Source organism: Cyanobium gracile PCC 6307 (assembly GCF_000316515.1).
GTDB lineage: Bacteria > Cyanobacteriota > Cyanobacteriia > PCC-6307 > Cyanobiaceae > Cyanobium > Cyanobium gracile.
Window position 1 is genome coordinate 1,743,533 of sequence record NC_019675.1, and the last position, 22,646, is coordinate 1,766,178.

33 protein-coding genes and 1 tRNA gene are annotated in these 22,646 nt (G+C 70.2%); 27 read left to right on the forward strand and 7 right to left on the reverse strand.

From position 1 onward, the window contains the following. Window positions 1-8 precede the first annotated feature (8 nt). The 3 genes from CYAGR_RS08480 (at window position 9) to CYAGR_RS08490 (ending at window position 2,210) form a co-directional block, all read left to right on the forward strand. Complete coding sequence (locus CYAGR_RS08480) at window positions 9-1,466, forward strand: hypothetical protein (protein ID WP_015109391.1); 1,458 nt, start codon at window positions 9-11, stop codon at window positions 1,464-1,466. Between the two features lie 28 nt (window positions 1,467-1,494). Next, the gene (locus CYAGR_RS08485; RefSeq protein WP_015109392.1) at window positions 1,495-1,746 is read left to right on the forward strand and encodes a DUF2839 domain-containing protein; all 252 of its coding nucleotides are present in this window, start codon (window positions 1,495-1,497) and stop codon (window positions 1,744-1,746) included. A gap of 98 nt (window positions 1,747-1,844) precedes the next feature. Then, window positions 1,845-2,210, forward strand: a complete 366-nt coding sequence (locus tag CYAGR_RS08490; protein ID WP_015109393.1) for a DUF1815 family protein — start codon at window positions 1,845-1,847, stop codon at window positions 2,208-2,210. Window positions 2,211-2,258: 48 nt separating this feature from the next. Here the strand turns inward: CYAGR_RS08490 and recA are convergent, their stop codons facing one another. The 7 genes from recA to CYAGR_RS08525 all read right to left on the reverse strand — a co-directional run bounded on the left by recA (window position 2,259) and on the right by CYAGR_RS08525 (window position 9,252). Further along, window positions 2,259-3,467 carry a recombinase RecA gene (recA, locus tag CYAGR_RS08495; RefSeq protein WP_015109394.1) on the reverse strand — a complete coding sequence of 403 codons (1,209 nt, stop codon included), beginning with the start codon at window positions 3,465-3,467 and terminating at the stop codon, window positions 2,259-2,261. A gap of 165 nt (window positions 3,468-3,632) precedes the next feature. Then, complete coding sequence (locus CYAGR_RS08500; protein WP_043326884.1) at window positions 3,633-4,439, reverse strand: HAD family hydrolase; 807 nt, start codon at window positions 4,437-4,439, stop codon at window positions 3,633-3,635. A gap of 21 nt (window positions 4,440-4,460) precedes the next feature. Further along, a tRNA-Gln gene (locus CYAGR_RS08505) sits at window positions 4,461-4,532 on the reverse strand. A 114-nt stretch (window positions 4,533-4,646) separates the two neighbouring features. Beyond that, complete coding sequence (locus CYAGR_RS08510; protein ID WP_015109396.1) at window positions 4,647-6,251, reverse strand: AAA family ATPase; 1,605 nt, start codon at window positions 6,249-6,251, stop codon at window positions 4,647-4,649. Window positions 6,252-6,349: 98 nt separating this feature from the next. Beyond that, a complete protein-coding gene (locus CYAGR_RS08515) occupies window positions 6,350-7,411 on the reverse strand; it encodes a Light dependent period protein LdpA domain-containing protein (RefSeq protein WP_015109397.1) in 1,062 nt (353 codons plus the stop codon). Window positions 7,412-7,486: 75 nt separating this feature from the next. Further along, on the reverse strand, window positions 7,487-8,743 hold the full coding sequence (locus tag CYAGR_RS08520; protein ID WP_015109398.1) for a cation:proton antiporter: 1,257 nt from the start codon (window positions 8,741-8,743) through the stop codon (window positions 7,487-7,489). 47 nt (window positions 8,744-8,790) lie between these two features. Next, window positions 8,791-9,252, reverse strand: coding sequence for an NAD(P)H-quinone oxidoreductase subunit N (locus tag CYAGR_RS08525; protein WP_043325625.1), 462 nt, complete (start codon window positions 9,250-9,252; stop codon window positions 8,791-8,793). A gap of 411 nt (window positions 9,253-9,663) precedes the next feature. Between CYAGR_RS08525 and rplC the strand changes: the two genes are divergently transcribed. The 24 genes from rplC (at window position 9,664) to CYAGR_RS08645 (ending at window position 22,618) form a co-directional block, all read left to right on the forward strand. Beyond that, window positions 9,664-10,311, forward strand: a complete 648-nt coding sequence (rplC, locus tag CYAGR_RS08530) for a 50S ribosomal protein L3 (protein ID WP_015109400.1) — start codon at window positions 9,664-9,666, stop codon at window positions 10,309-10,311. Between the two features lie 11 nt (window positions 10,312-10,322). Then, window positions 10,323-10,958 carry a 50S ribosomal protein L4 gene (rplD, locus tag CYAGR_RS08535; protein ID WP_015109401.1) on the forward strand — a complete coding sequence of 212 codons (636 nt, stop codon included), beginning with the start codon at window positions 10,323-10,325 and terminating at the stop codon, window positions 10,956-10,958. After that, complete coding sequence (locus tag CYAGR_RS08540; protein ID WP_015109402.1) at window positions 10,951-11,253, forward strand: 50S ribosomal protein L23; 303 nt, start codon at window positions 10,951-10,953, stop codon at window positions 11,251-11,253. Before rplD ends, CYAGR_RS08540 begins: the two co-directional genes overlap by 8 nt. 15 nt (window positions 11,254-11,268) lie before the next feature. Next, entirely contained in the window at window positions 11,269-12,132 is an 864-nt protein-coding gene (gene rplB / locus CYAGR_RS08545; protein WP_015109403.1) for a 50S ribosomal protein L2, read from the forward strand. A gap of 35 nt (window positions 12,133-12,167) precedes the next feature. After that, window positions 12,168-12,443 (forward strand): 30S ribosomal protein S19, encoded by a 276-nt coding sequence (gene rpsS, locus CYAGR_RS08550; protein ID WP_015109404.1) that lies wholly within the window; start codon window positions 12,168-12,170, stop codon window positions 12,441-12,443. Between the two features lie 4 nt (window positions 12,444-12,447). Continuing rightward, window positions 12,448-12,807 (forward strand): 50S ribosomal protein L22, encoded by a 360-nt coding sequence (gene rplV / locus CYAGR_RS08555; RefSeq protein ID WP_015109405.1) that lies wholly within the window; start codon window positions 12,448-12,450, stop codon window positions 12,805-12,807. A 19-nt stretch (window positions 12,808-12,826) separates the two neighbouring features. Continuing rightward, the gene (rpsC, locus tag CYAGR_RS08560) at window positions 12,827-13,555 is read left to right on the forward strand and encodes a 30S ribosomal protein S3 (protein WP_015109406.1); all 729 of its coding nucleotides are present in this window, start codon (window positions 12,827-12,829) and stop codon (window positions 13,553-13,555) included. Between the two features lie 16 nt (window positions 13,556-13,571). Further along, a complete protein-coding gene (gene rplP / locus CYAGR_RS08565; protein WP_015109407.1) occupies window positions 13,572-14,030 on the forward strand; it encodes a 50S ribosomal protein L16 in 459 nt (152 codons plus the stop codon). 2 nt (window positions 14,031-14,032) lie between these two features. After that, window positions 14,033-14,245: a 50S ribosomal protein L29 gene (gene rpmC / locus CYAGR_RS08570; protein WP_015109408.1), complete on the forward strand. Its 213-nt coding sequence runs from the start codon at window positions 14,033-14,035 to the stop codon at window positions 14,243-14,245. A 16-nt stretch (window positions 14,246-14,261) separates the two neighbouring features. Further along, the gene (gene rpsQ, locus CYAGR_RS08575; protein ID WP_015109409.1) at window positions 14,262-14,513 is read left to right on the forward strand and encodes a 30S ribosomal protein S17; all 252 of its coding nucleotides are present in this window, start codon (window positions 14,262-14,264) and stop codon (window positions 14,511-14,513) included. 10 nt (window positions 14,514-14,523) lie between these two features. Next, the gene (rplN, locus tag CYAGR_RS08580; protein ID WP_015109410.1) at window positions 14,524-14,889 is read left to right on the forward strand and encodes a 50S ribosomal protein L14; all 366 of its coding nucleotides are present in this window, start codon (window positions 14,524-14,526) and stop codon (window positions 14,887-14,889) included. A 1-nt stretch (window position 14,890) separates the two neighbouring features. Further along, entirely contained in the window at window positions 14,891-15,247 is a 357-nt protein-coding gene (gene rplX, locus CYAGR_RS08585; RefSeq protein WP_015109411.1) for a 50S ribosomal protein L24, read from the forward strand. A 122-nt stretch (window positions 15,248-15,369) separates the two neighbouring features. After that, window positions 15,370-15,909 carry a 50S ribosomal protein L5 gene (rplE, locus tag CYAGR_RS08590; protein WP_015109412.1) on the forward strand — a complete coding sequence of 180 codons (540 nt, stop codon included), beginning with the start codon at window positions 15,370-15,372 and terminating at the stop codon, window positions 15,907-15,909. 20 nt (window positions 15,910-15,929) lie between these two features. Then, a complete protein-coding gene (rpsH, locus tag CYAGR_RS08595; protein WP_015109413.1) occupies window positions 15,930-16,331 on the forward strand; it encodes a 30S ribosomal protein S8 in 402 nt (133 codons plus the stop codon). A 16-nt stretch (window positions 16,332-16,347) separates the two neighbouring features. Next, window positions 16,348-16,887: a 50S ribosomal protein L6 gene (rplF, locus tag CYAGR_RS08600; protein WP_015109414.1), complete on the forward strand. Its 540-nt coding sequence runs from the start codon at window positions 16,348-16,350 to the stop codon at window positions 16,885-16,887. A 32-nt stretch (window positions 16,888-16,919) separates the two neighbouring features. Beyond that, window positions 16,920-17,285 carry a 50S ribosomal protein L18 gene (gene rplR, locus CYAGR_RS08605; protein WP_015109415.1) on the forward strand — a complete coding sequence of 122 codons (366 nt, stop codon included), beginning with the start codon at window positions 16,920-16,922 and terminating at the stop codon, window positions 17,283-17,285. 14 nt (window positions 17,286-17,299) lie between these two features. Beyond that, a complete protein-coding gene (gene rpsE / locus CYAGR_RS08610) occupies window positions 17,300-17,965 on the forward strand; it encodes a 30S ribosomal protein S5 (RefSeq protein ID WP_015109416.1) in 666 nt (221 codons plus the stop codon). An 8-nt stretch (window positions 17,966-17,973) separates the two neighbouring features. Beyond that, window positions 17,974-18,429, forward strand: a complete 456-nt coding sequence (gene rplO / locus CYAGR_RS08615) for a 50S ribosomal protein L15 (protein WP_015109417.1) — start codon at window positions 17,974-17,976, stop codon at window positions 18,427-18,429. A gap of 107 nt (window positions 18,430-18,536) precedes the next feature. Next, window positions 18,537-19,856: a preprotein translocase subunit SecY gene (secY, locus tag CYAGR_RS08620; protein ID WP_015109418.1), complete on the forward strand. Its 1,320-nt coding sequence runs from the start codon at window positions 18,537-18,539 to the stop codon at window positions 19,854-19,856. A 24-nt stretch (window positions 19,857-19,880) separates the two neighbouring features. Beyond that, window positions 19,881-20,432, forward strand: a complete 552-nt coding sequence (locus tag CYAGR_RS08625) for an adenylate kinase (RefSeq protein WP_015109419.1) — start codon at window positions 19,881-19,883, stop codon at window positions 20,430-20,432. A 43-nt stretch (window positions 20,433-20,475) separates the two neighbouring features. Further along, window positions 20,476-20,589 (forward strand): 50S ribosomal protein L36, encoded by a 114-nt coding sequence (gene rpmJ / locus CYAGR_RS08630; protein WP_006173336.1) that lies wholly within the window; start codon window positions 20,476-20,478, stop codon window positions 20,587-20,589. Window positions 20,590-20,655: 66 nt separating this feature from the next. Continuing rightward, on the forward strand, window positions 20,656-21,021 hold the full coding sequence (rpsM, locus tag CYAGR_RS08635) for a 30S ribosomal protein S13 (protein ID WP_015109420.1): 366 nt from the start codon (window positions 20,656-20,658) through the stop codon (window positions 21,019-21,021). Window positions 21,022-21,204: 183 nt separating this feature from the next. Then, window positions 21,205-21,597, forward strand: coding sequence for a 30S ribosomal protein S11 (gene rpsK / locus CYAGR_RS08640; RefSeq protein WP_015109421.1), 393 nt, complete (start codon window positions 21,205-21,207; stop codon window positions 21,595-21,597). Window positions 21,598-21,679: 82 nt separating this feature from the next. Further along, complete coding sequence (locus tag CYAGR_RS08645; protein WP_043325632.1) at window positions 21,680-22,618, forward strand: DNA-directed RNA polymerase subunit alpha; 939 nt, start codon at window positions 21,680-21,682, stop codon at window positions 22,616-22,618. The last annotated feature ends 28 nt before the right edge of the window (window positions 22,619-22,646 follow it).

A 22,646-nucleotide genomic window follows, 5' to 3' on the forward strand; every position in this document is an offset into this window, starting at 1 on the left:
ATCCGGCGATGTTGGAAGCCCGCGCCCACCAGCACCTCAAGGCTCTCCTGCAGCGGGAGGGGGTGGAACGCTGGCCCCATCACCTCACCCTCAGCCGCCTGGTGGCCCGCAGCCTGCGCCGGGCCGACCACACCCTGGTGCGCCTGGCCCCCGGCACCGCCCCCAGCTGGTGGATCAGCCTGCTGGTGCCCCTGGCCCTCAGTGACGTTCCCCTGGCCCTGGTGGTGACCCCGCCCCTGCGCCAGAGGTTGCTGCTGGTGGAATGGCCGCGCCTGCGCAGCGTGGGACTGGAACTGGCCTGCTGGGAAGGGCCCGGTGCACCGGCCGGCACACGGCTGTGGCTGCTCGACCACCGGGAGCTGGTCTCGGCCTGGCGCAACGGCGAGTTGGGGGATCGGCAGCTGGTGATCCCCGAGGCCGAGTTGCTGGAGGTGGCCCTGCGCCAGGCCCTGGAGGTGGAACTGGAGCCCCGGCACTGGGATCAGCTGCGCCGCGCCCAGCCCAGCGCCGAAGCCTGCCTGCTGGGCCTGCACGAACGGCTCAGCCGCCGGGTGCTGGCCCATCCCCGCTCTCCCCACCGGCTGGTGGCCCTGGCCGATGACGACGAAGCCCCCCTACGCCACCTGCTGCGCCTGCTGGAGCCCCTGCCGGAGCCTTGGCCCCGCTGGCTGAGCGCCGGCGCCGGCTGGAGCAGCTGGGCCCGGGTGGATCCCTCCCTGCTGCAGTGGAACCTGCTGCGCCAGCCCCTCGAACCCCTGGGGGAACTGGCCGGCCTGCTGGTGGGGCGGGGGGCGGTGCTGATCGGCGAGCTGGCCACCGGCCGGGCGGCGGAGGGCCAGCCCGCTTCCGGTGCCGCCCTGGGGCTGAAGCCCGCGGTGGTGCTCGATCTGGCCGATCCGCCCCTGTCCGACCCCCTGCCCCTCTACGCCCCCCTGCGCCAGCCCCTGCCCAACAGTCCCCAGTACGCCGAACACCTTCTGGAGCAGGGGCGGCGGCTGGTGCTGGGCCAGAGCGGCCTGTCGGTGGTGCTGATCGACGATCCGGCCCTGTGCCTGGGCCTGGCCAGCAGCCTGGCTGCCGAATTCGGCAGCCGGGTGTGCCACCAGAACCTGGCACCGGAGAGCAACGGGGTGGTGTGCTGCAGCTGGGAGTGGTGGCTGGAGCACCAGCCGCGCCTGCCCCTCCCCTGCCAGGTGGTGGTGGGCCTGCTGCCGATCGCCAGCCTGGAGGATCCGCTCACGGCGGCCCGGGTCGGGGTGCTGCGCCAGCAGGGCCGTGACTGGTTCCGGGAACTGCTGCTGCCCGAGGCCCTCAACCGGCTGCAGCGGGGCGTGGCGGGCCTGCGCCGCAGCGGCGGCCGGCTGGCGGTGCTGGATGGGCGCCTGCGGGGCCGCAGCTGGGGGCGGCTGGTGTTCACCGCCCTGGAACCCTGGGTGGCCCTGACCCGGTTGCGGCCCGACTCCTAGCCTGCTGCCAGTTGCCACCGAACGCCTGATGGGGGAAGCCAAACGCCGGGCCGAGCAGGGTCTGCCGCCCCGCGACAAGCCGCGCGCCAGCAAAACCAAAACCGTCGACACCTCGCCCCGGATCGTCGACTGGCTGCCCTTGACCCGCAACCAGGCCTCCCGCTTCGTGGCGATCACCACCAAGGGCGCCTGGATCGGCATCGGCGCCCTGGCCCTGTTCTGGGTGACCGTGCGCTTCATCGGCCCGGCGGCGGGCTGGTGGACCCTGGCCGACGGCTGAGCGCGGCAGCTGCGTGCGGGTCTCCCCACAGGCGCCGCGGCGCCTGGCGAGAATCGGAAGAAATCCTTATGATCTGCGGATCGTGATGGGAACGACCCATGTTTCTCCGGCTGGCCGAGCAGTACCGCTCGGCCGTTGAGGATCTGATCCTGAGCCTCCAGGCCCTGGCAGTGTCCCTGCGGAAACAGGGCCATGTGGCCACCTGCTACACCTGCGGCGACGGCCGCGACGGCCATGGCGCCTCCTTCGTCGCTGATCTGGGCGACAACCACATGGTGCGGCTGCTGGTGTCCGATTTCGGCATCAGCTGGGTGGAGTCCCGCCACGGCCAGGAGCTGGTGAAGCTCGAAGGCGCCGACGCCATCCAGGAACTGCAGCGGGTGGTGCTGGTGCTGCAACCCACGGCCGAGCCGGTCACGTCCAGCACCAGGGCCCCTGGATCGGCGCTACCGAGCCAGCCCTGAACCAGGCGCCCTGGTGAAACCGGTGGCCTGGCTCAGGTGCTACCGGGATCAGCCGGCGGCGGGCAGCTCCTCCGGCTCGGCGGCCTCGGCACCGGCACCGGCACCGGGTTTGGCCGCCGCCAGCTTGGCCGCCGCCGCCAGGGGCTTCATCGAGTTGGCGGTGACCTCGGAACCCTCGGTGAGCTTCTGACGGGTGAGCGTCTCGATCACCTCCTTCGGCCCGGGGTTCTGCTCCAGCCAGGCGATCGTGTTGTCGCGGCCTTGGCCGATGTTGTCGCCCTCGTAGCTGTACCAGGCGCCCTTGCGGGAGACCACGCCCGTTTCCTCGGCCAGATCGAGCAGGCAGCCCAGGGTGCTGATGCCGCGGCCGAACAGGATGTCGAACTCGGCGATGCGGAAGGGGGGCGCCACCTTGTTCTTGGCCACCTTCACCTTGGCCCGGATGCCGTACTCCTCGGTGCCGCGCTTGAGGGTCTGGATGCGACGGATGTCGAGGCGAACCGAGGCATAGAACTTGAGGGCGTTGCCACCGGTGGTGGTTTCCGGGTTGCCGTAGGTGACGCCGATCTTCTGGCGCAGCTGGTTGAGGAAGATCACCGTGCAGCCGGACTTGCCGATGTTGCCGGTGATCTTGCGCATGGCCTGGCTCATCAGGCGGGCCTGGCTGCCCACCGCCAGGTCACCCATCTCCCCCTCGATCTCGGCCCGGGGCGTGAGGGCCGCCACCGAGTCGACGACGACGATGTCGACGGCGGCCGAGCGCACCAGCTGGTCGACGATCTCCAGAGCCATCTCGCCAGTATCCGGCTGGGAGACCAGAAGGTTCTCGATGTCGACCCCGAGGGCGGCGGCATAAACCGGATCGAGAGCATGCTCCGCATCCACGAAGGCCGCCACGCCGCCGCGCTTCTGCACCTCGGCGATGGCATGGAGGGTGAGGGTGGTCTTGCCGGAGCTCTCCGGTCCGTAGACCTCCACCACCCGTCCCTTGGGATAGCCGCCCCCGAGGGCCAGATCGAGGGTGAGCGCCCCGGTGGGGACCGTTTCCACCCGCATGCGGGAGGCGTCCCCCAGGCGCATGATCGAGCCCTTGCCGAAGTTGCGCTCGATCTGGGTGAGCACCAGACCCAGGGCCTTGTCGCGCTCCGCGGCGGCCCGGGGATCGCCGCTGGGGGCGGCGGCGGACACGTAGGAGGTGGACGGGGAGGTGGAGGAAGACGCGGCGGCGGCGGCCGTGGCCCTGGAATCGGCAGGCATGGTGGAGGTGGGTGATGGAACGGGCCGCAGCAGGCTGGAGCCGTGCAGACGGATGGTGGGAGAGGGGGCCGGAACCAGGCGCCATCCTGCGACCTCTGGACAACCAGTGCCACCCGGAGAGGTCGGGTGTATCAATCCCGTGTAGTACGGGCGTACTCTAGCGGTTCATGGCCAGAGCGCCAGGGGGGCCTCGAAGCCGGCGGGTTCCAGCCAGTGGATGCCGAGGGGGGCCAGCCCCTCCCCGTCCCCGGGACCCAGGTACCCCCACGACACGAGACAGCAGCGCACCGCCTCGAGCCCCGGGGTCCGTCGCACCAGCTCCAGGGTGGGACGCCGGTCCTCGATGAACCACAGGGGACGCTCCTCGGGGTCATGCCCGGCCACCAGCTGCGCCAGCACCGACGGCTTGCTGCCCTGTTCGTGGCCGTACAGGGCCAGGGGCGTGAGGCCGGCGGCGGCCAGCAGGCGGGCAGCGAAGGCCCCGCCCTTGGTGGTGAGCACGGCCCAGTCGGCCCCCTCCGCCGCCAGGCGCCGCAGGCGAGCCTCGACGCCGGGGTAGAAGCGGTGCAGCGCCAGCCAGGCGTCGAGATCGGTGGCGATGGCCTCGGCCCGCAGCCCCTCGAGCGCCAGCTGCAGCTGGTCGGTCGTCCAGCCCCAGCGCCGCAGGGCCGCCGCGAGGAAGGTGTCGTAATCGGCCAGGGCGGCGGCGAGATCGACGTCGGGCCGACCCAGCTCGGCGGCCATCAGCACCATCTCCCAGCCCTTGTGGATCAGGGGCCGCAACAGGGCGAACCCCGGGGGCGCCTGCTCCGGCAGGTGCCAGGCGGCGGGGGGGGCACTTGCGGCGCCGCGCTCGCCAGCGGCTCCGGCCACCAGGGCCAGGGCCGCCCGCCGGGCCGACCACCAGTACTCGGCCATGCCGTCCACCAGCACCCCGTCGAAATCGAACACCAGCAACGGGCGTTCAGGCACCGGTGGAGAAGGGAGAAAAAACTGGGCCGCTAGGATTCGAACCTAGGAATGTCGGGACCAAAACCCGATGCCTTACCGCTTGGCGACGGCCCAATCAAGCCCATGGGATAGGGCAGGCGTCGGTGCGAAACCGGCGCCCTGCTAGTTACCCACAGCGGCTGGTCCTTCGTCAACTCGCCGGCGCCCGCCCCCTGGCGGCAGCCCCCTTCAGGCGGGGAAGACCCGCAGGCGCTGCTGCAGGCCGCGGCCGAAGACGGCACTGCGCAGCCGGTAGTGGTGCACCAGCTCGGCCTGCAGGGCCCGCACCGCTTCGCTGCGGGGCAGCAGCTCCACCGGCCGTCCCTCGGGGAGCACCACCTGCTCCACCGCCAGCCGGCATTCCTCCAGGGCCGCATGGGCGTCGTCGAGGCGGGCCGGTGCGGCTGTTTCCCCTCCGTCCGCCTCGCCTCCGCCCCGGCGCCGTTCCAGCAGGCGCTCCATGGCCCGCTGCAGCTGGTGGGGGGTGTCGGATTTGATCACCAGGATCGGCAGGCCGAGGTCGCGGGCCTGGCGGCGCAGCTCCGGGTCGCGCCCCAGCTGGCCCCGCACGCTGAGCACCGCATCGGCCTGCTCCGGGCCCTCCACCACCTGCACCGGCAACTGGCGACGGCGCACCGCCTCCTCCAGCTGCTGGGCCGCCAGACCCACCCCGTAGACCCGCAGGGCGGGCAGCGCCGGGGCCGAGGTGGCGGCGGGGGCCGGCCGGGGCGCCGCCGGATCGGGCAGGGGCACCACCGCCAGAGGAGCGGGACCGGGGCGCCGGGGGGCCACGGCGGTGGCCCAGGCGGGCGGTGGGGCCGGGCGAGCGGCGGGGCCGTCGTCACGCAGCAACAGGCGGCCGTCGCCGCCCAGCTCCCGCACCTGGGGGTGGCTGGGCTGGCCGCGCAGCAGCAGATCCACGGTGCCGGCCACGTCACGGTGCACGAGCCAGCGATGGCGGCTGTGCATCTCCACCGCCAGGGGGAAGGTGGGCTCGGCGGCCCGTTCCAGCACGGTCTTCTGGGTGCGGCGGCGGCGGGCCTCCTCGTCCCCCAGGGTCACCGACTGGATCCCGCCCACCAGATCACTCAGGGTGGGGTTGCGGATCAGGTTGGCCAGCTCGTTGCCGTGGGCCGTGGCCACCAGCATCACGCCCCGTTCGGCGATGGTGCGGGCCGCCTGGGCCTCCAGTTCGGTGCCGATCTCATCGATCACGATGACCTCGGGCATGTGGTTCTCCACCGCCTCGATCATCACCTGGTGCTGCAGCTCCGGCCGGGCCACCTGCATCCGCCGGGCCCGGCCGATGGCGGGGTGGGGGATGTCGCCGTCGCCGGCGATCTCGTTGCTGGTGTCGATCACCACCACCCGGCGCTGCAGATCGTCGGCGAGCACCCGGGCGATCTCCCGCAGGGCCGTGGTCTTGCCCACCCCGGGGCGGCCCATCAGCAGCAGGGACTGGCCCGTGTCCAGCAGGTCACGCACCATCGCCACGGTGCCGAACACGGCCCGACCCACACGGCAGGTGAGCCCCACCACGTCGCCGGTGCGGTTGCGGATGGCGCTGATGCGGTGCAGGGTGCGCTCGATGCCGGCCCGGTTGTCGCCGCCGAAGGGGCCGAGGCGCTGCAGCACCGCCGCCAGATCGGCGCGCTCGATCGCATCGTTGCCCAGGGCCCGCACCCGGCCGGGGTAGCGGGCCTCCGGCACCCGCCCCAGGTCGAGCACCACCTCCAGCAGGCCCTCCCGCTGCTCCGGCCCCGCCAGGGCCCGCTGCACCACGGGCGGCAGCACGGCCAGCAGACGGTCCAGGTCGTCGGTGACCCGCTGGGGGGAAAGGGAAGGGGGGGGCGAAGGCTCCAGGGGGCGGCGGGGGGAGCTGCCCGTTCGTTCTAGCCGGGACCGGGGCCCGCCAGACCCCGGGGGCCGCCGGCACCGCGGGCCAGCCAGGGGGCGACCAGCGCCTCGGCGATGGCCAGGGCCCGGGGCCAGAGCAGGGGCAGGTCCAGCAGCCGCCGCCCCTCCGCCTGGGCCTCCTGCAGCAGGGGCTGGAGCTGGCGTCGGGCCACCCCCCCAAAGGCGACCCCAGCCACCCCGGCCGCCCGGGGCCCGGCCGCCGGGGAGCGGGCCAGCACCGCCAGGGTGTGGGCGTTGGTGCCGCCGGCCAGCTGCAGCGGCCCCGGCGGCGCCAGCGGCCCCAGCCGCTCCAGCAGGCCCACCGCCGCATGGGCCGTGCCGGCCCCCACATCACCGCTCATCGGCCGGCCATCCAGCTGCCAGAGGGGCCGGAAGCCGGCCCCGCGCAGCAGGCGGAACCGCGCCCACAGCTCCGCCGCCAACTCCTCCACCGTGGCCCCTCCCTCCAGAGCCGCGCTCACCGCCACCCGGCGCAGCGGCACCCCGCTGGCGGACAGCTGGGCCACCCGTTCGGCGAAGGCCTCCAGCCGCCCCGGCCGGGTGTGCAGCTCCACCGCGTCCGGGGCCAACTGCGCCAGGAGGGAGCCCACGCCGGCCGCCTCCAGCACCTGGCTGCGCTCCTCGATCAGCCCCAGGGGGCAGGCCGGCAGGCAGCGGCCGCAGCCATAGCAGCGCTCCACCACCACTCCCGAGTCGCCGATCGCCAGGGCGGGGCAGACCCGCTCGCAGGGCCGGGGGCAGGCCGGCGGGCAGCGGCCCGGATCGAACCAGGCCTTGCGGAAGTGGGGGTCGAGGCCGTCACTGAGGCTGACCATCAGCCAGGGACGGGCCGCGCCCCTGGCCTCGGCCCAGGCCATGCCCCGCCGGGCAGCGGCCACCACCGCCGGATCGGCGGCCACATCGATGCAGTGCACGCCGGCCAGGGCATGGATGCCGGCCAGGTCTTCGATGGCGGCCAGATCCTGGTTGCTGGCCCCGCCGATCAGCTTCACCCAGCCGCCGGCGGCCAGGGCCTGCTCGGGATCCTGCCGGAGCATCGGCGCAGGGGCCCGGAGCCAGGCACCCATGGGTGGCGCGCGTGAGACCCATCGATCCTGCCAGCGGCTGGGCCCTCAGCCGGTCTCCGGCAGCTCCGGGGCCACCTCGGGCTGGGCCAGCCCGAGGCGCTGCACCAGCCAGGGGGCGGTGAACCCCTGCAGGCCCACGGTCATCAGGATGGTCAGGAACACCAGCCCCTTGAGGGTGGCGCCGCCGGGAGCCTCGGCCCGATCGAGCTCGAGGGCGAACAGGCTCACCACCGCCGCGGTGACGATGCCCCGCGGAGCGATCCAGCTGAGCAGGGCCTTCTCCTTCCAGTCGAGGCTGGGGAGCCCGATGCCGGTGAGCTGGATCAGGGGCCAGCGGATCAGCATCAGGGCCAGCACGCAACCCAGACCGCCCAGGCCGAGGGGACTCAGCTCGGCCCAGGAGACATCGGCCGCCAGAAGGGGAAACAGCACCGTGATGGCCAGCATGGCCAGCTGGCGGATCAGCTCATCGAGCTGGCTGGCGGCCCCGTCAAGGCGCAGCCCCACCACCACCCCGGCGCTCACCGCCGCCGGCAGGCCCGACTCCGGCAGCAACGCCTCACAGCCGCTGAACATCAGGAACAGCACGCCGAGGGTGAGCTGCAGCTCCAGCCCGTTCCCTCCGGCGGCGGGCGCCCCCTCGGCCCCCTGGGACGCCGCGACGGCACCCAGCCGCCGCAGGGCCTCCGAGAGCAGCAGCCCGGCCACCCCGCCGAGGACCACTCCGCCCCCCAGGCGCAGCAGCAGCCGGGAGGCCACCTCCTGCCAGCTACCCAGGTCCCCCAGGGTCACCTGGAGCAGCACCAGGCCGAGCACGGCACTGACGGGCTCGAGGATCAGCCCCTCGGCTTCCAGCAGCTGGCCCAGCTTCGGAGCCAGTCGCAGCTGGCGCACCATCGGGGTGACCACCGTGGGGCCGGTGGCCAGGGCGATGGCGCCGTAGACCAGCGCCAGGGACCAGGGCAGACCCGCCAGGAGGTGGGCCAGCAGGGCCGCCAGGGGAAGCCCCAGCACCAGGCGCACCAGCACCAGCTGCAGCACCGACCGCTGCAGATCGCGACCGGCCAGGCGCAGATTGAGCCCCCCGTCGAAGAGCACCAGGCTCACCAGCAGACCGACCAGGGGCTCCAGACCGGCGCCCAGGTTCTCGGGATGGACCAGGTCGAAACCGGCATGGCCCGTGATCAGACCGATCGCCAGCAGCAGCACCACCGCCGGCTGGCCGGTGAGCCAGGCGGTGGCCTGGGCCAGGGAGCCGGCGAAGAAAGCCGAACCCCAGATCAATCCGAGCCGCTCACTCAAGGCCCTGGAGTCCGCGGAACGGGCCCAGGCTATGGGGTGGACTCAGCTCAGGCCGGCACGAGCTGCTCGAGGGGTTGCCAGCGCAGGGCCCGGGCGCCGCCCATCTCCACCACCAGCTTCAGACGCGGCTCGCGGCGGCAGAGCTCGCAGAGGGCAGCCAGTTCGGAGCTGCTGAGCACCTGGCCCTCCAGCAGCCACAGGAGCACCGGCCCGTCGCCGGCCAGGGCAGGGCCCAGCTGGGGCATGACCCGCTGCACCTCGCCCACGGCGGCCGCCCGGCCGACGCTGTGGTGGCCCAGGTGGGGCGGCCGGATGCCGTGCAGCTGCATCAGGTAGGCCTCGGGATCCCCCAGCCCGCGGGCGGAGGTGAGGTGGGCCCGGTAGCCGGCCGCCCGCAGCCGCCGCAGCAGCCGGGTCTCGGCGCCGCCCTCCAGCGGAACGAACAGGGCGAGGGCACCGCAGCGCTCCAGCTCGGTGCGGAAACCACGGCCGGTCATCAGCAGGGGCATCGGGAGCGGCAGGCGAATCGGGGCTGAGTCTGGCAGCCGATGAGGGTCCCAGGGGTGGTGGTGCACACCATGGGGTACTGTTGTCTCTTGTGCCGATGATCTGTGCCCGTCCGCTAGCCGGGCCTCCAGAGAACGGTACGGGGTCCGTCAGTGGTGACGAACCCTTCCCGGCCCGTACGACTCCCGCAGCGCTCGTCGCTGCCGTGATCGTCGGGATACTGCCAGAGGCCTCACCGCCCCCGGCAAGTCCCAGCCCGCTGATTCGCCTCGCTAGCTCCTGACCCTCGGGTCGATCTGCGATTCCACGAATTCAGCCCCCCGCCGTCCAGCGGGTCCTCCACGGATGTCGGGCCTCGGCCCAGATCCCTGGCGGAACGCCGCGGCAGTCCAGCTGGTGTTGTTCTCCCTCCCATGTCCATCGGCATTCTCGGGAAGAAGCTGGGTATGTCCCAGTTCTTCGACGAAGAAGGCAAATCCATTCCGGTCACCCTGATCGAAGCGGGTCCCTGCCGCATCACCCAACTCAAGAGCGAAGCCACCGACGGCTACACCGCGGTGCAGCTCGGCTTCGGCGAGACGCGCGACAAGCTCGTCAACAAGCCCGCCAAGGGCCACCTGGCCAAATCCGGCGAGACGCCCCTGCGGCACCTCAAGGAGTACCGGCTGGAGGCCATCGACGGCCTCGAGCTCGGGGCCGCCGTCACCGTCGGTGACTTCGCCCCCGGCCAGAAGGTCGACGTCAGCGGCGACACGATCGGCCGCGGCTTCTCGGGCTACCAGAAGCGCCACGGCTTCAGCCGCGGTCCGATGAGCCACGGCTCCAAGAACCACCGCGAACCGGGTTCCACCGGCGCCGGCACCACCCCCGGCCGGGTCTATCCCGGTAAGCGGATGGCCGGCCGCTACGGCGGCAAGCAGATCACCACCCGCGGCCTCACCATCCTCAAGGTGGATGCGGAACGCAATCTGCTCGTGGTCAAGGGCTCGGTTCCCGGCAAGCCCGGCGCCCTGCTCGACATCCGCCCGGCCCGGCGGGTGGGCGTCCCCGCAGCGAACTGAGGAGAACACCCATGACTGACTGTGTGATCCGCGACTGGCAAGGCAAGGAGAGCGGCAAGGCTCCCCTCGACCTCAAGGTCGCCAAGGAAACATCCGCCAACGGCCTGCTGCACCGCGCCGTGGTCCGCCAGCTGGCCCACGCCCGTCAGGGCACCGCCAGCACCCTCACCCGTGCCGAAGTGGCCGGCGGCGGCCGCAAGCCCTACAAGCAGAAGGGCACCGGCCGGGCCCGCCAGGGCTCCATCCGCACCCCCCTGCGTCCCGGTGGCGGCGTGATCTTCGGACCCAAGCCCCGCAGCTATGCGGTCTCGATGAACCGCAAGGAGCGTCGCCTGGCCCTGCGCACCGCCCTGATGAGCCGCGTCGCGGACATCACCGTGGTGAAGGGCTTCGCCGAAGGGCTCGACACCCCCAAAACCAAGGAGATCACCGCCGCCCTGGCCCGCTTCGGCATCGACGCCGGCGCCAAGGTGCTGCTGATCCTCGATGGCGCCTCCGATGCGGTCTCCCGCTCGGTTCGCAACCTCGAGAAGGTGAAGCTGATCGCCGCTGATCAGCTCAACGTGTTCGATCTGCTCCATGCCAACAAGCTGGTGCTCAGCGAAGAGGCACTGGCGAAGATTCAGGAGGTCTACGGCGATGTCTGAGCGTTTTGCAGGCCGGCTGGCGGACGTGATCCGTCGCCCGCTGATCACCGAGAAGGCCACCCGCGCCATCGAGATCAACCAGTACACCTTCGAGGTGGACCATCGGGCCGCCAAGCCCGACATCAAGGCGGCCGTCGAACACCTGTTCGATGTCAAGGTCGTCGGCGTCAGCACCATGAATCCCCCCCGTCGCACCCGTCGGGTGGGGCGCTTCGCCGGCAAACGCGCCCAGGTGAAGAAAGCGGTGGTGCGCCTTGCCGAAGGCAACGCCATCCAGTTGTTCCCTGAGTCCTGAGGGGTCTGAAACGTCATGGCAATCCGCAACTACAGGCCCAACACCCCCGGCACCCGCACGCTGGTCGTCACTGATTTCAGTGACATCACGGGCAAGAACCGGGAGCGGGGCCTGGTGGTGTCCAAGCACCGCCACAAGGGCCGCAACAACCGCGGCGTGATCACCTGCCGCCACCGCGGCGGTGGCCACAAGCGCCTCTACCGCATCGTCGACTTCCGTCGCGACAAGCATGGGGTGAGCGCCAAGGTGGCCGCGATCCACTACGACCCGCACCGCAACGCCCGTCTGGCGCTGCTCTATTACACCGACGGCGAGAAGCGTTACATCCTTGCCCCCTCCAATGTGGCGGTGGGCCAGAGCGTCATCTCCGGCCCCGACGCCCCGATCGAGAACGGCAACGCCTTGCCCCTCTCGGCCATCCCCCTGGGCTCGAGCGTCCACAACGTGGAGCTCTACGCCGGTCGCGGCGGTCAGATGGTCCGCACCGCCGGCGCCAGCGCCCAGGTGGTGGCCAAGGAAGGGGACTACGTCGCCCTCAAGCTGCCCTCCACCGAGGTGCGGCTGGTGCGCCGGGAGTGCTACGCCACCCTCGGTGAAGTGGGCAACGCCGAGCAGCGCAACACCAGCCTGGGCAAGGCCGGCCGCAAGCGCTGGCTGGGCCGCCGTCCGGAAGTGCGCGGCAGCGTGATGAACCCCTGCGACCACCCCCACGGTGGTGGTGAGGGCCGGGCACCGATCGGCCGTTCCGGTCCGGTCACGCCCTGGGGCAAACCCGCCCTGGGCCTCAAGACCCGCAAGCGCAACAAGCCGAGCAACCGGTTCGTGCTGCGGAAACGACGCCGCACCTCCAAACGGAGCCGTGGCGGACGCGACTCCTGATGACCCACACCGCTCTGCTGTTCGCCTGATCCGCCATGGGACGCTCACTCAAGAAAGGCCCGTTCGTCGCCGACCACCTGCTCCGCAAGGTGGAGAAGCAGAACGCCGCCGACGACAAGACCGTGATCAAGACCTGGTCACGCGCCTCCACCATCCTGCCGATGATGATCGGCCACACCATTGCCGTTCACAACGGCAAGGCCCACGTGCCCGTCTACGTGACGGAGCAGATGGTGGGCCACAAGCTGGGCGAATTCGCCCCCACCCGCACGTTCCGCGGTCACATCAAAGACAAGAAGGGAGGCCGCTGATCCGATGGCAACCACCACACCCGACACCCAGGCCCTGGCCCACGGCCGCTTCATCCGCGGTTCCGTGTCCAAGGTGCGCCGGGTTCTCGATCAGATCCGGGGTCGCACCTACCGCGACGCCCTGATCATGCTCGAGTTCATGCCCTACCGCTCCACGGGCCCGATCACCAAGGTGCTCCGCTCCGCGGTCGCCAATGCCGAGCACAACCTCGGCCTCGATCCGGCCACCCTGGTCATCAGCCAGGCCAGCGCCGACATGGGACCCTCCCTGAAGCGGTTCCGGCCCCGGGCCCAGGGCCGCGCCTACGCCATCAAAAAGCAAACCTGCCACATCAGCATTGCTGTGGCAGCGCCCACCGCCTGACCCCCGAGGACACCGCCCGATGGGACACAAGATCCATCCAACCGGCCTGCGCCTGGGGATCACCCAGGACCACCGCTCCCGCTGGTACGCCCCAAGCAAGACCTACCCCGTCCTCCTTCAGGAGGACGACCGGATCCGGTCGTTCATCAACAAGAAGTACGCCGCCGCCGGCATCAGCGACGTGCTGATCGCCCGTAAGGCCGACCAGCTCGAAGTGGAACTCAAGACCGCCCGTCCGGGCGTTCTCGTGGGCCGTCAGGGCAGCGGCATCGAGGAGCTGCGCACCGGCATCCAGAAGACCCTCGGCGACGCCCACCGTCAGGTGCGCATCAACGTGGTCGAGGTGGAGCGGGTCGACGCCGACGCCTTCCTGCTGGCCGAGTACATCGCCCAGCAGCTGGAGAAGCGGGTGGCCTTCCGGCGCGTCATGCGCATGGCGGTGCAGCGCGCCCAGCGGGCCGGGGTGCTGGGTCTCAAGCTCCAGGTGAGCGGCCGCCTCAACGGCGCCGAGATCGCCCGGACGGAGTGGACCCGCGAGGGTCGCGTGCCCCTGCACACGCTCCGCGCCGACATCGACTACGCCACCAAGGTGGCCACCACCACGTACGGGGTGCTGGGCATCAAGGTCTGGGTGTTCAAAGGGGAGGTGCTTCCCGGTCAGCAGGACCAGCTGCCCGTGGGTGGAGCACCGAAACGCCGCGCCAACCGCCGGCCGCAACAGTTCGAAGACCGCTCCAACGAGGAGTGATCAGGAGGCCTGAACCATGCTGAGTCCAAAACGCGTCAAGTTCCGAAAGCAGCAGCGAGGCCGCATGCGCGGCATCGCCACGCGCGGCAACACCATCGCCTTCGGCGATTTCGCCCTGCAGGCCCAGGAGTGCGGGTGGATCACCTCCCGCCAGATCGAGGCCAGCCGCCGCGCCATGACCCGCTACGTCAAGCGGGGCGGGAAGATCTGGATCCGGATCTTCCCCGACAAGCCCGTCACCATGCGTCCGGCCGAAACCCGCATGGGTTCCGGTAAGGGCAACCCGGAATTCTGGGTGGCCGTGATCAAGCCGGGCCGCATTCTCTTCGAGATGGGCGGTCCGGAGATCACCCCCCAGATCGCCAGGGAAGCCATGCGTCTGGCCCAGTACAAACTGCCGGTCAAGACGAAGTTCCTCGCCCTGGCCGATCAGGAGGCAGCCGCCCCCGAACCCGCCCTCGCCGTCGAGTCCTGACCATGGCCCGTCCCACCATCACCGACGTGCGCTCGCTCAGCGACGCCCAGATCGGCGAACAGATCGACGGCGTCCGTCGCGAACTGTTCGACCTCCGCTTCCAGCAGGCCACCCGCCGTCTGGAGCACCCGCACCGCTTCAAGGAGGCCCGCATCAAGCTGGCCCACCTGCTGACGGTGCAGCAGGAGCGTCAACGCTCCACCGTCGCCTCCTGATTCCCCCTCGATCCCCATGGCACTCAAGGAAAGGGTCGGCACCGTCGTCAGCGACAAGATGGACAAAACGGTGGTGGTGGCGGTGGAAAACCGCTTCCCCCATCCCATCTATCAGAAGACCGTCCGCCGCACCACCCGCTACAAAGCCCACGACGAAGCCAACAGCTGCCGCGTGGGTGACCGGGTCCGGATCACCGAGACCCGCCCCCTCAGCCGCACCAAACGTTGGGCCGTCGCTGAGGTTCTCTCCACCACCAGCGCCGGCTGAGGAACTCCCCATGATTCAGCAGGAAACCTTCCTCAACGTCGCTGACAACAGCGGCGCCAAGCGCATCCAGTGCATCCGGGTGCTCGGCACCAACCGTCGCTACGCCCACGTGGGCGATGTGATCGTGGCCGCCGTCAAGGACGCCATGCCCAACATGGGCGTCAAGAAGTCGGATGTGGTCAAGGCCGTGGTGGTGCGCACCCGGGCCACGCTGCGCCGGGACACCGGCAACGCGATCCGCTTCGACGACAACGCCGCGGTGATCCTGGGCAACGACAACAACCCCAAGGGCACCCGCGTCTTCGGTCCGGTCGCCCGGGAGCTGCGCGAGCGCAACTTCACCAAGATCGTGTCCCTCGCCCCGGAGGTGATCTGAGATGGCCACCGCAACCCCCAAGGCCCGGCCCGTTCAGCGCATCAAGATGCGCATCCGCAAAGGTGACACCGTCCAGGTGATCGCCGGCAAGGACAAGGGCAAGACCGGCGAGGTGCTGCGCACCCTGCCCAACGAGAACCGTGTCGTCGTGCAGGGCGTCAACCTGCGCACCCGCCACGTCAAGCCCACCCAGGAGGGCGAGACCGGCCGCATCGTCACCGAGGAGGCGTCCCTGCATGCTTCCAACGTGATGCTGTACTCCAGCGCCAACAAGGTCGCCAGCCGGGTGGAGATCGTCGTCCAGGAGGACGGCAGCAAGAAGCGTCGGCTCAAGAAGACCGGGGAGGTGCTCGACTGACCGCCCCCCACCCCGTCGCCCGCCACACCCCCTTCCGCGACGTCCCCCACGCTCCGCGTCCCTGCCTCCCTCCCCCGTCCGCCTTCTGACCACGTCCAGAAGCGCCCCCCCATCCCCCCGTCATGTCACTCAAACAGCGCTACCGGGAGACGATCCAGCCCAAGCTGCTGAAGGATCTCAACCTCTCCAACGTTCACGAGGTTCCCAAGGTGGTCAAGGTCACCGTCAACCGGGGCCTCGGTGAAGCCGCCCAGAACGCCAAGGCCCTCGAGGCCTCGATCACCGAACTGGCGACCATCACCGGTCAGAAGGTGGTGGTGACCCGCGCCAAGAAGGCCATCGCCGGCTTCAAGATCCGCCAGGGCATGCCGATCGGCGTGGCCGTCACCCTGCGGGGCGAGCGGATGTATGCCTTCCTCGAGCGTCTCATCCACCTGGCGCTGCCGCGCATCCGCGACTTCCGCGGCGTGAGCCCGAAGAGCTTCGACGGCCGGGGCAATTACACCCTGGGGATCAGGGAGCAGATCATCTTCCCCGAGATCTCCTTCGACAAGATCGATGCCATCCGGGGGATGGACGTCACGATCGTGACCAACGCCCGTAACGACGAAGAGGGCCGGGCCCTCCTCCGCGAAATGGGAATGCCGTTCCGCAATACCTGAGCCCCCTCCCGGACACGACCATGGCCAACCACGACCCGATCTCAGACATGCTCACTCGCCTTCGCAACGCGAGTGAGAAGCGCCACGAGCGCACCAGGATTCCCGCTTCCCGGCTCTCCCGCAGCATCGCCAACGTGCTGCACCAGGAAGGCTTCATCGGCGCCATCGCCGAGGAAGGCGAAGGTGTGCAGCGCCAGCTGGTGCTTGAGCTGAAGTACAGCGGCAAGCACCGCCAGCCCACCATCCGCTCCGTGCAGCGGGTGAGCAAGCCCGGCCTGCGCATCTACAAGAACACCCGCCAGCTGCCCAAGGTGCTGGGCGGCCTCGGCGTGGCGATCATCTCCACCTCCCGGGGTGTGATGAGCGACCGTGATGCCCGCAAGCAGGGCGTCGGCGGCGAAGTGCTCTGCTACGTCTACTGATCCCAGGAGTTGTTCCATGTCTCGTATCGGTAAAGCCCCGATCCCCATCCCCGACAAGGTGACCATCAGCCTCGATGGCCTGGCGGTCACCGTGAAGGGTCCCAAGGGGGAACTCAGCCGCGTTCTCCCGGAGGGCGTCAGCGTCAGCCAGGAAGGCGGCACGGTGGTGGTCAGCCCCACCAGCAGCCACCGTCGCTCCCGGGAGCGCCACGGCCTCAGCCGCACCCTCGTCGCCAACATGGTGGAAGGGGTCAGCCAGGGCTTCACCCGCAAGCTCGAGATCGTCGGTGTGGGCTATCGCGCCCAGGTCCAGGGGCGCAAGCTCGTGGTCAGCGCCGGCTACAGCCACCCGGTGGAGATGGTTCCCCCCGAAGGAGTCACCTTCTCGGTCGAGAACAACACCTCGGTCTTCGTCTCCGGCCCCGACAAGGAGCTGGTGGGCAACGAGGCGGCCAAGATCCGCGGCATCCGTCCGCCCGAGCCCTACAAGGGCAAGGGCATCAAGTACGAAGGTGAGCGGATTCTGCGCAAGGCCGGCAAGACCGGCAAGAAATGAGGTCTGCTCGAGCGTCATCCGTCTGATCCCCCATGTCTTCCCTCTCCCGCAAACAGCAGACCCAGAAGCGTCACCGCCGCCTGCGTCGTCTGCTCTCCGGCACCGCCGACCGTCCCAGGCTGGCCGTGTTCCGCTCCAACAACCACATCTACGCCCAGGTCATCGACGACGACGCCCAGAACACCCTCTGTGCCGCGTCCACCCTCGACAAGGACCTGCGCACCAGCGTCACGGCGGGCGCCAACTGCGATGCCTCCATCGCGGTGGGCCAGCTCGTCGCCCAGCGCGCCCTCGCCAAGGGCATCCAGCAGGTGGTCTTCGATCGCGGCGGCAACCTGTACCACGGCAGGGTCAAGGCCCTTGCTGACGCCGCCCGGGAAGCGGGCCTTCAGTTCTGATCCCTGCTCTCACCATGACCGAAACCAACGACCAGATCCAGACCGGCGCCGTGCCTGCGGCCTCCGACGTCCCCGCCGCTGCCGAAGGCCAGCAGGAGCAGCGCCGGGGCGGCGGTGGCGGCGGCCGCGGCGATGCCAAAGGTGACCGCCGCGGTGGCGGCGGCCGTGGCCGCGACAACCGCCGCGGCCAGGAACGCGACTCCGAGTGGCAGGAGCGGGTGGTTCAGATCCGCCGCGTCTCCAAGACCGTCAAGGGCGGCAAGAAGATGAGCTTCCGGGCCATCGTCGTCGTCGGCAACGAACGCGGCCAGGTGGGCGTGGGCGTCGGCAAGGCCGGCGATGTCATCGGCGCCGTCCGCAAGGGCGTGGCCGACGGCAAGAAGCATCTGGTCAAGGTGCCCCTCACCCGCACCAGCTCGATCCCCACCCTCAGCAACGGCCGCGACGGCGCCGCCAGCGTGCTGATCCGGCCGGCCGCCCCCGGTACCGGGGTGATCGCGGGCGGTTCGATCCGCACCGTGCTCGAACTGGCCGGCATCAAGAACGTGCTGGCGAAACGGCTGGGCTCCAAGACCCCGCTGAACAACGCCCGCGCCGCCATGCAGGCCCTCGAAGGCCTGCGCACCCACAAGGAGACCGCCAAGGAGCGGGGCATCTCCCTCGAGCAGATCTACTCCTGAGGCCCGCCATGACGTCCTTCTCTCTCAACAGTCTCCAGCCCCAGACGGGCTCCCGCCGGCGCAAGCTGCGCAAGGGTCGCGGCATCGCCGCCGGCCAGGGCGCCAGCTGCGGCTTCGGCATGCGCGGCCAGAAGTCCCGCTCCGGCCGGCCCACCCGCCCCGGCTTCGAGGGTGGCCAGATGCCCCTCTACCGCCGGATCCCGAAGCTCAAGCACTTCCCGGTCATCAACCCCACCCACTACACCCTGATCAACGTGTCGCGGCTGGGTGAGCTGAAGGCCGGCAGCACGGTCAGCCTCGAGTCCCTCGAGCAGGCGGGTCTGGTCACCAGCCCCCGCTATCCGCTGAAGGTGCTCGGCAACGGCGAGCTGAAGGTGAAACTCACCGTCCAGGCCGCCGCCTTCACCGCCTCGGCCCGCGCCAAGATCGAAGCCGCCGGCGGCACCTGCGAGATCATCGACTGAGGCCGGGCCCTGCCCTGCCCCCAGCCGCGAGCCGCCTGCCCGTAGCCTTGTGCTGCGGCAGGCGGCTCCGGTCGTAGCGCCCCGTTCCCTCCACTCCCGACATCACCATGCTCCTCAGCCGGGGGCGCAATCCGAGCGCCGCTGAAATCCTCGTCCAGCTGGTCCAGTCGAAGGGCCTGCGGGATCGGGTGCTCACCACCCTGGGCCTGCTGCTGCTGGTGCGACTCGGCATCTACATCCCGGTGCCCGGCATCGACCGGGTCGCCTTCCAGGACTTCATCCGCCAGGGGGGCCAGCTGATCGGCTTCCTCGACATCTTCACGGGGGGTGGCCTGTCGACCCTGGGCGTGTTCGCCCTCGGCATCCTGCCCTTCATCAACGCCTCGATCATCATCCAGCTGATGACGGCGGCCCTGCCCCAGCTCGAGGAGCTGCAGAAGAACGAGGGGGAGGCCGGGCGCCGCAAGCTGGCCCAGATCACCCGCTACGTGGCCCTGGGCTGGGGCATCCTCCAGAGCATCGTCTTCGCCCTGATCCTGCGGCAGTACGCCCTGCCGGGCCTGCCGGAATGGCTGTTCGTCGTCCAGACCAGCCTGGCCCTGGTGACCGGATCGATGGTGGTGATGTGGATCAGCGAGGTGATCACCGAGCGGGGCATCGGCCAGGGGGCCTCCCTGGTGATCTTCATCAACATCGTCGCCACCCTGCCCAAGGCCCTCGGCTCCACCATCCAGCTGGCCCAGAGCGGCGACCGCGCCACGGTTGGCGGCATCGTCGTGCTGGTGCTGGTCTTCCTGGTGACGATCGTGAGCATCATCTTCCTGCAGGAGGGCAGCCGCCGCATCCCGATCGTGAGCGCGAAGCGCCAGGTGGGCGGCGCCAGCACCCTGGCCTCCCGCCAGAGCTACCTGCCCCTGAAGCTCAACGCCGGCGGCGTGATGCCGATCATCTTCGCCTCGGCGGTGGTCTTCCTGCCGCTCACGATCGCCAACCTCACCAAGAGCCCCTGGCTGATCCGGGTGGCGGGCTACCTCAACCCCACCAGCAGCACCCCCTGGCTCTACGCCCTGGTGTACTTCGCCCTGATCTGCGGCTTCGCCTTCTTCTACGCCTCCCTCACCGTCAACCCGGTGGACATCGCCACCAACCTGAAACGCTCCGGCGTCGCCATCCCCGGGGTGCGGCCGGGCTCGGCCACCGCCGACTACCTCTCCGGCGTCTCCAACCGGCTCACCCTGCTGGGGGGCGTGTTCCTCGGTGCCATCGCCATCATCCCCTCGGCGGTGGAGGGGGCCACCCAGGTGCGCACCTTCCAGGGGCTCGGGGCCACCTCCCTGCTGATCCTGGTGGGCGTGGCCATCGACACCGCCAAGCAGGTCCAGACCTACGTGATCTCCCAGCGCTACGAAGGACTGGTCCGCCAGTAGGCCCCTCCTCCCGTTTCCCAACCCATGAAACAGCGACTCCTCTTCCTCGGTCCCCCCGGCGCCGGCAAGGGCACCCAGGCCGCGCTCCTGGCTGAACGTCACCAGCTGCTGCATCTCTCCACCGGCGACCTGCTGCGGGCGGAGGTCAAGGCCGGCACCGCCCTGGGCCAGGAGGCGGAGGCGGTGATGGCCCGCGGCGAGCTGGTGAGCGACGCCCTGGTGCTGGCGATCGTGCGCAGCCGCCTGGAGGGGCACACGGGCGGCTGGCTCCTGGACGGCTTCCCCCGCAACCTCGCCCAGGCCGAGGCCCTCGACGATCTGCTGGCGGAGCTTGACCAGCGGATCGAGAGGGTGATGCTGCTGGAGCTGGAGGACGGCGTGCTGATCGAGCGCCTGCTCTCCCGCGGCCGGGCCGACGACAACGAAGCGGTGATCCGCAACCGCCTGGTGGTCTACCAGGAGCAGACCGCGCCCCTGATCGACCACTACCGCCAGCTGGGCCTGCTCTGCAGCGTGGAGGCCTCCGGCACCGTGGAGGAGATCGCTGGCAGGATCGTAGCCAGCTTGACGGACTGATGTGATAAGGTAGCTGTTTGCAAATTCGGAGAGCACAACGCCCATGAAGGTGCGTGCCTCAGTCAAGAAGATGTGCGACAAGTGCCGGGTGATCCGTCGCCACGGCCGGGTCATGGTGATCTGCACCAACCCGAAGCACAAGCAGCGTCAGGGTTGACCCCTCACGCCTTCACGGCGGCCGCCGTCGGCCGCCACCCCCTTTGCCCTCTGATCGTTTCCTGACGTGGCTCGGATCGCCGGTGTCGATATCCCTCGTGACAAGAGGGTTGAGATCTCACTCACTTACGTGTACGGGATCGGGCTCACCAGGGCCCGCAAGATTCTCGCCAAGTCGGGGGTCAACCCCGACATCCGGGTGAAGGACCTCAGCGACGGCGACGTGCAGAAGCTGCGCGGCGCCGCCGATTCCTTCGTGCTTGAGGGCGACCTGCGGCGCGAAGAGGGCATGGCCCTCAAGCGCCTCCAGGACATCGGCTGCCTGCGGGGTCGCCGCCACCGCATGGGCCTGCCCGTGCGCGGCCAGCGCACCCGCACCAACGCCCGCACCCGTCGCGGCGCCCGCAAGACCGTCGCCGGCAAGAAGAAGTGAGCTCCGGGCCTGCGGGCCCGTCCTCCCTTCCCTGCCTGCAGCGCCCTGCGGCCGAGGGCTCCCCACGGCAGCCCAAGCCCCCAGCCTCCCGGCCCCAGCCCCGCCGCCCTCCCCTTGCGGAGGTCGTCACCGGGGCTCCCCCCAGTCCTCCGATCACCTCCCCGCCACCGCGGGGTCACCGCCATGGCCAAGCCCACCAAGAAGACCGGCCCCAAGAAGGCAAAGCGCAACGTTCCCAATGGCGTGGCGCACATCCAGAGCACCTTCAACAACACGATCGTCTCGATCACCGACACCGCCGGTGAGGTGGTGAGCTGGTCGTCGGCCGGCGCCAGCGGCTTCAAGGGAGCCCGCAAGGGCACCCCCTTCGCCGCCCAGACCGCCGCCGAGGCCGCCGCCCGTCGTGCCCTCGAGCAGGGCATGCGTCAGATCGAAGTGCTGGTGCGTGGTCCCGGTTCCGGCCGTGAAACCGCCATCCGCGCCCTCCAGGTGGCCGGTCTCGAGATCACCCTGATCCGCGACGTCACCCCCCTGCCCCACAACGGCTGCCGCCGGGCCAAGCGCCGCCGGGTCTGAGCCCCCGGAGCTCCTCCGGCCTCCGTCCCGCCTTCCCCGGGCCGCCATCGCGGCCACCGTTCCCTTTTCACCTCCTCAGACCGTGTTGCACTACCAGATCGATCGGGTCGAGCACCAGGTCGCCGACGACCGTTCCCAGACGGGCGTCTTCCTGATCGGCCCCCTGGACCGGGGTCAGGCGACCACCCTCGGCAACGCCCTGCGGCGTGTGCTGATCGGTGGGCTCGAGGGAAGCGCCATCACGGCGGTGCGTCTCTCGGGGGTCAACCACGAGTACGCCACCGTGCCCGGCGTTCGCGAGGACGTGCTCGACATCCTGCTGAACTGCAAGTCGGTGCCGGTCAACAGCCGCAGCCGCGATCTGGAGATCGGTCGACTGATGGTCAACGGCCCGGCCAGGGTCACCGCCTCGGATCTGCAGTTCTCCCCCCAGGTGCAGGTGATCGACGGCGATCGGGAAATCGCCACCGTGGCCGAGGGCCACAGCCTGGAGATGGAGGTGCACGTCGAGCGCGGCGTGGGCTACCGGCCGGTGGATCGCCACAACGAGGACACCTCCGCCATCGATCTCCTGCAGATCGACGCCGTGTTCATGCCCGTCCGCCGGGTCAACTACACCGTCGATGAGACCGCCGTCGGCGAGGGCGGTTCGGCCCACGAGCGCCTGCGCATCCAGATCGAGACCAACGGCAGCGTCACCCCCGACGACGCCATGGCCCAGGCCGCCAACCAGCTGATCAGCCTGTTCCAGCCCCTGGCCACCCTCACCATGACTGAGGAGCCCGGCATGGAGCCCGAGCCTTCGGCCGAGGCCCAGATCCCCCTGGAGGAGCTGAACCTCTCCGTCCGCGCCTACAACTGCCTCAAGCGCGCCCAGGTCAATTCCGTCTCCGACCTCATGGGCTTCAGCTACGAAGACCTGCTGGAGATCAAGAACTTCGGTTCCAAGTCCGCCGACGAGGTGATCGAGGCTCTCGAGAGGATCGGCATCTCCCTGCCCCAGAGCCGCACCAGCGGCTGAAAGGCGGTTTCCCCTTCCCCGTTTCGCC

Bases quoted from the DNA above. Each gene is read 5' to 3' on its own strand.
- CYAGR_RS08480 (WP_015109391.1), top strand. From the start codon at position 9: ATGTTGGAAGCCCGCGCCCACCAGCACCTCAAGGCTCTCCTGCAGCGG.
- CYAGR_RS08485 (WP_015109392.1), top strand. From the start codon at position 1,495: ATGGGGGAAGCCAAACGCCGGGCCGAGCAGGGTCTGCCGCCCCGCGAC.
- CYAGR_RS08490 (WP_015109393.1), top strand. From the start codon at position 1,845: ATGTTTCTCCGGCTGGCCGAGCAGTACCGCTCGGCCGTTGAGGATCTG.
- recA (WP_015109394.1), bottom strand. From the start codon at position 3,467: ATGCCTGCCGATTCCAGGGCCACGGCCGCCGCCGCCGCGTCTTCCTCC.
- CYAGR_RS08515 (WP_015109397.1), bottom strand. From the start codon at position 7,411: ATGCTCCGGCAGGATCCCGAGCAGGCCCTGGCCGCCGGCGGCTGGGTG.
- CYAGR_RS08525 (WP_043325625.1), bottom strand. From the start codon at position 9,252: ATGCCCCTGCTGATGACCGGCCGTGGTTTCCGCACCGAGCTGGAGCGC.
- rplC (WP_015109400.1), top strand. From the start codon at position 9,664: ATGTCCATCGGCATTCTCGGGAAGAAGCTGGGTATGTCCCAGTTCTTC.
- rplD (WP_015109401.1), top strand. From the start codon at position 10,323: ATGACTGACTGTGTGATCCGCGACTGGCAAGGCAAGGAGAGCGGCAAG.
- CYAGR_RS08540 (WP_015109402.1), top strand. From the start codon at position 10,951: ATGTCTGAGCGTTTTGCAGGCCGGCTGGCGGACGTGATCCGTCGCCCG.
- rplB (WP_015109403.1), top strand. From the start codon at position 11,269: ATGGCAATCCGCAACTACAGGCCCAACACCCCCGGCACCCGCACGCTG.
- rpsS (WP_015109404.1), top strand. From the start codon at position 12,168: ATGGGACGCTCACTCAAGAAAGGCCCGTTCGTCGCCGACCACCTGCTC.
- rplV (WP_015109405.1), top strand. From the start codon at position 12,448: ATGGCAACCACCACACCCGACACCCAGGCCCTGGCCCACGGCCGCTTC.
- rpsC (WP_015109406.1), top strand. From the start codon at position 12,827: ATGGGACACAAGATCCATCCAACCGGCCTGCGCCTGGGGATCACCCAG.
- rplP (WP_015109407.1), top strand. From the start codon at position 13,572: ATGCTGAGTCCAAAACGCGTCAAGTTCCGAAAGCAGCAGCGAGGCCGC.
- rpmC (WP_015109408.1), top strand. From the start codon at position 14,033: ATGGCCCGTCCCACCATCACCGACGTGCGCTCGCTCAGCGACGCCCAG.
- rpsQ (WP_015109409.1), top strand. From the start codon at position 14,262: ATGGCACTCAAGGAAAGGGTCGGCACCGTCGTCAGCGACAAGATGGAC.
- rplN (WP_015109410.1), top strand. From the start codon at position 14,524: ATGATTCAGCAGGAAACCTTCCTCAACGTCGCTGACAACAGCGGCGCC.
- rplX (WP_015109411.1), top strand. From the start codon at position 14,891: ATGGCCACCGCAACCCCCAAGGCCCGGCCCGTTCAGCGCATCAAGATG.
- rplE (WP_015109412.1), top strand. From the start codon at position 15,370: ATGTCACTCAAACAGCGCTACCGGGAGACGATCCAGCCCAAGCTGCTG.
- rpsH (WP_015109413.1), top strand. From the start codon at position 15,930: ATGGCCAACCACGACCCGATCTCAGACATGCTCACTCGCCTTCGCAAC.
- rplF (WP_015109414.1), top strand. From the start codon at position 16,348: ATGTCTCGTATCGGTAAAGCCCCGATCCCCATCCCCGACAAGGTGACC.
- rplR (WP_015109415.1), top strand. From the start codon at position 16,920: ATGTCTTCCCTCTCCCGCAAACAGCAGACCCAGAAGCGTCACCGCCGC.
- rpsE (WP_015109416.1), top strand. From the start codon at position 17,300: ATGACCGAAACCAACGACCAGATCCAGACCGGCGCCGTGCCTGCGGCC.
- rplO (WP_015109417.1), top strand. From the start codon at position 17,974: ATGACGTCCTTCTCTCTCAACAGTCTCCAGCCCCAGACGGGCTCCCGC.
- secY (WP_015109418.1), top strand. From the start codon at position 18,537: ATGCTCCTCAGCCGGGGGCGCAATCCGAGCGCCGCTGAAATCCTCGTC.
- CYAGR_RS08625 (WP_015109419.1), top strand. From the start codon at position 19,881: ATGAAACAGCGACTCCTCTTCCTCGGTCCCCCCGGCGCCGGCAAGGGC.
- rpmJ (WP_006173336.1), top strand. From the start codon at position 20,476: ATGAAGGTGCGTGCCTCAGTCAAGAAGATGTGCGACAAGTGCCGGGTG.
- rpsK (WP_015109421.1), top strand. From the start codon at position 21,205: ATGGCCAAGCCCACCAAGAAGACCGGCCCCAAGAAGGCAAAGCGCAAC.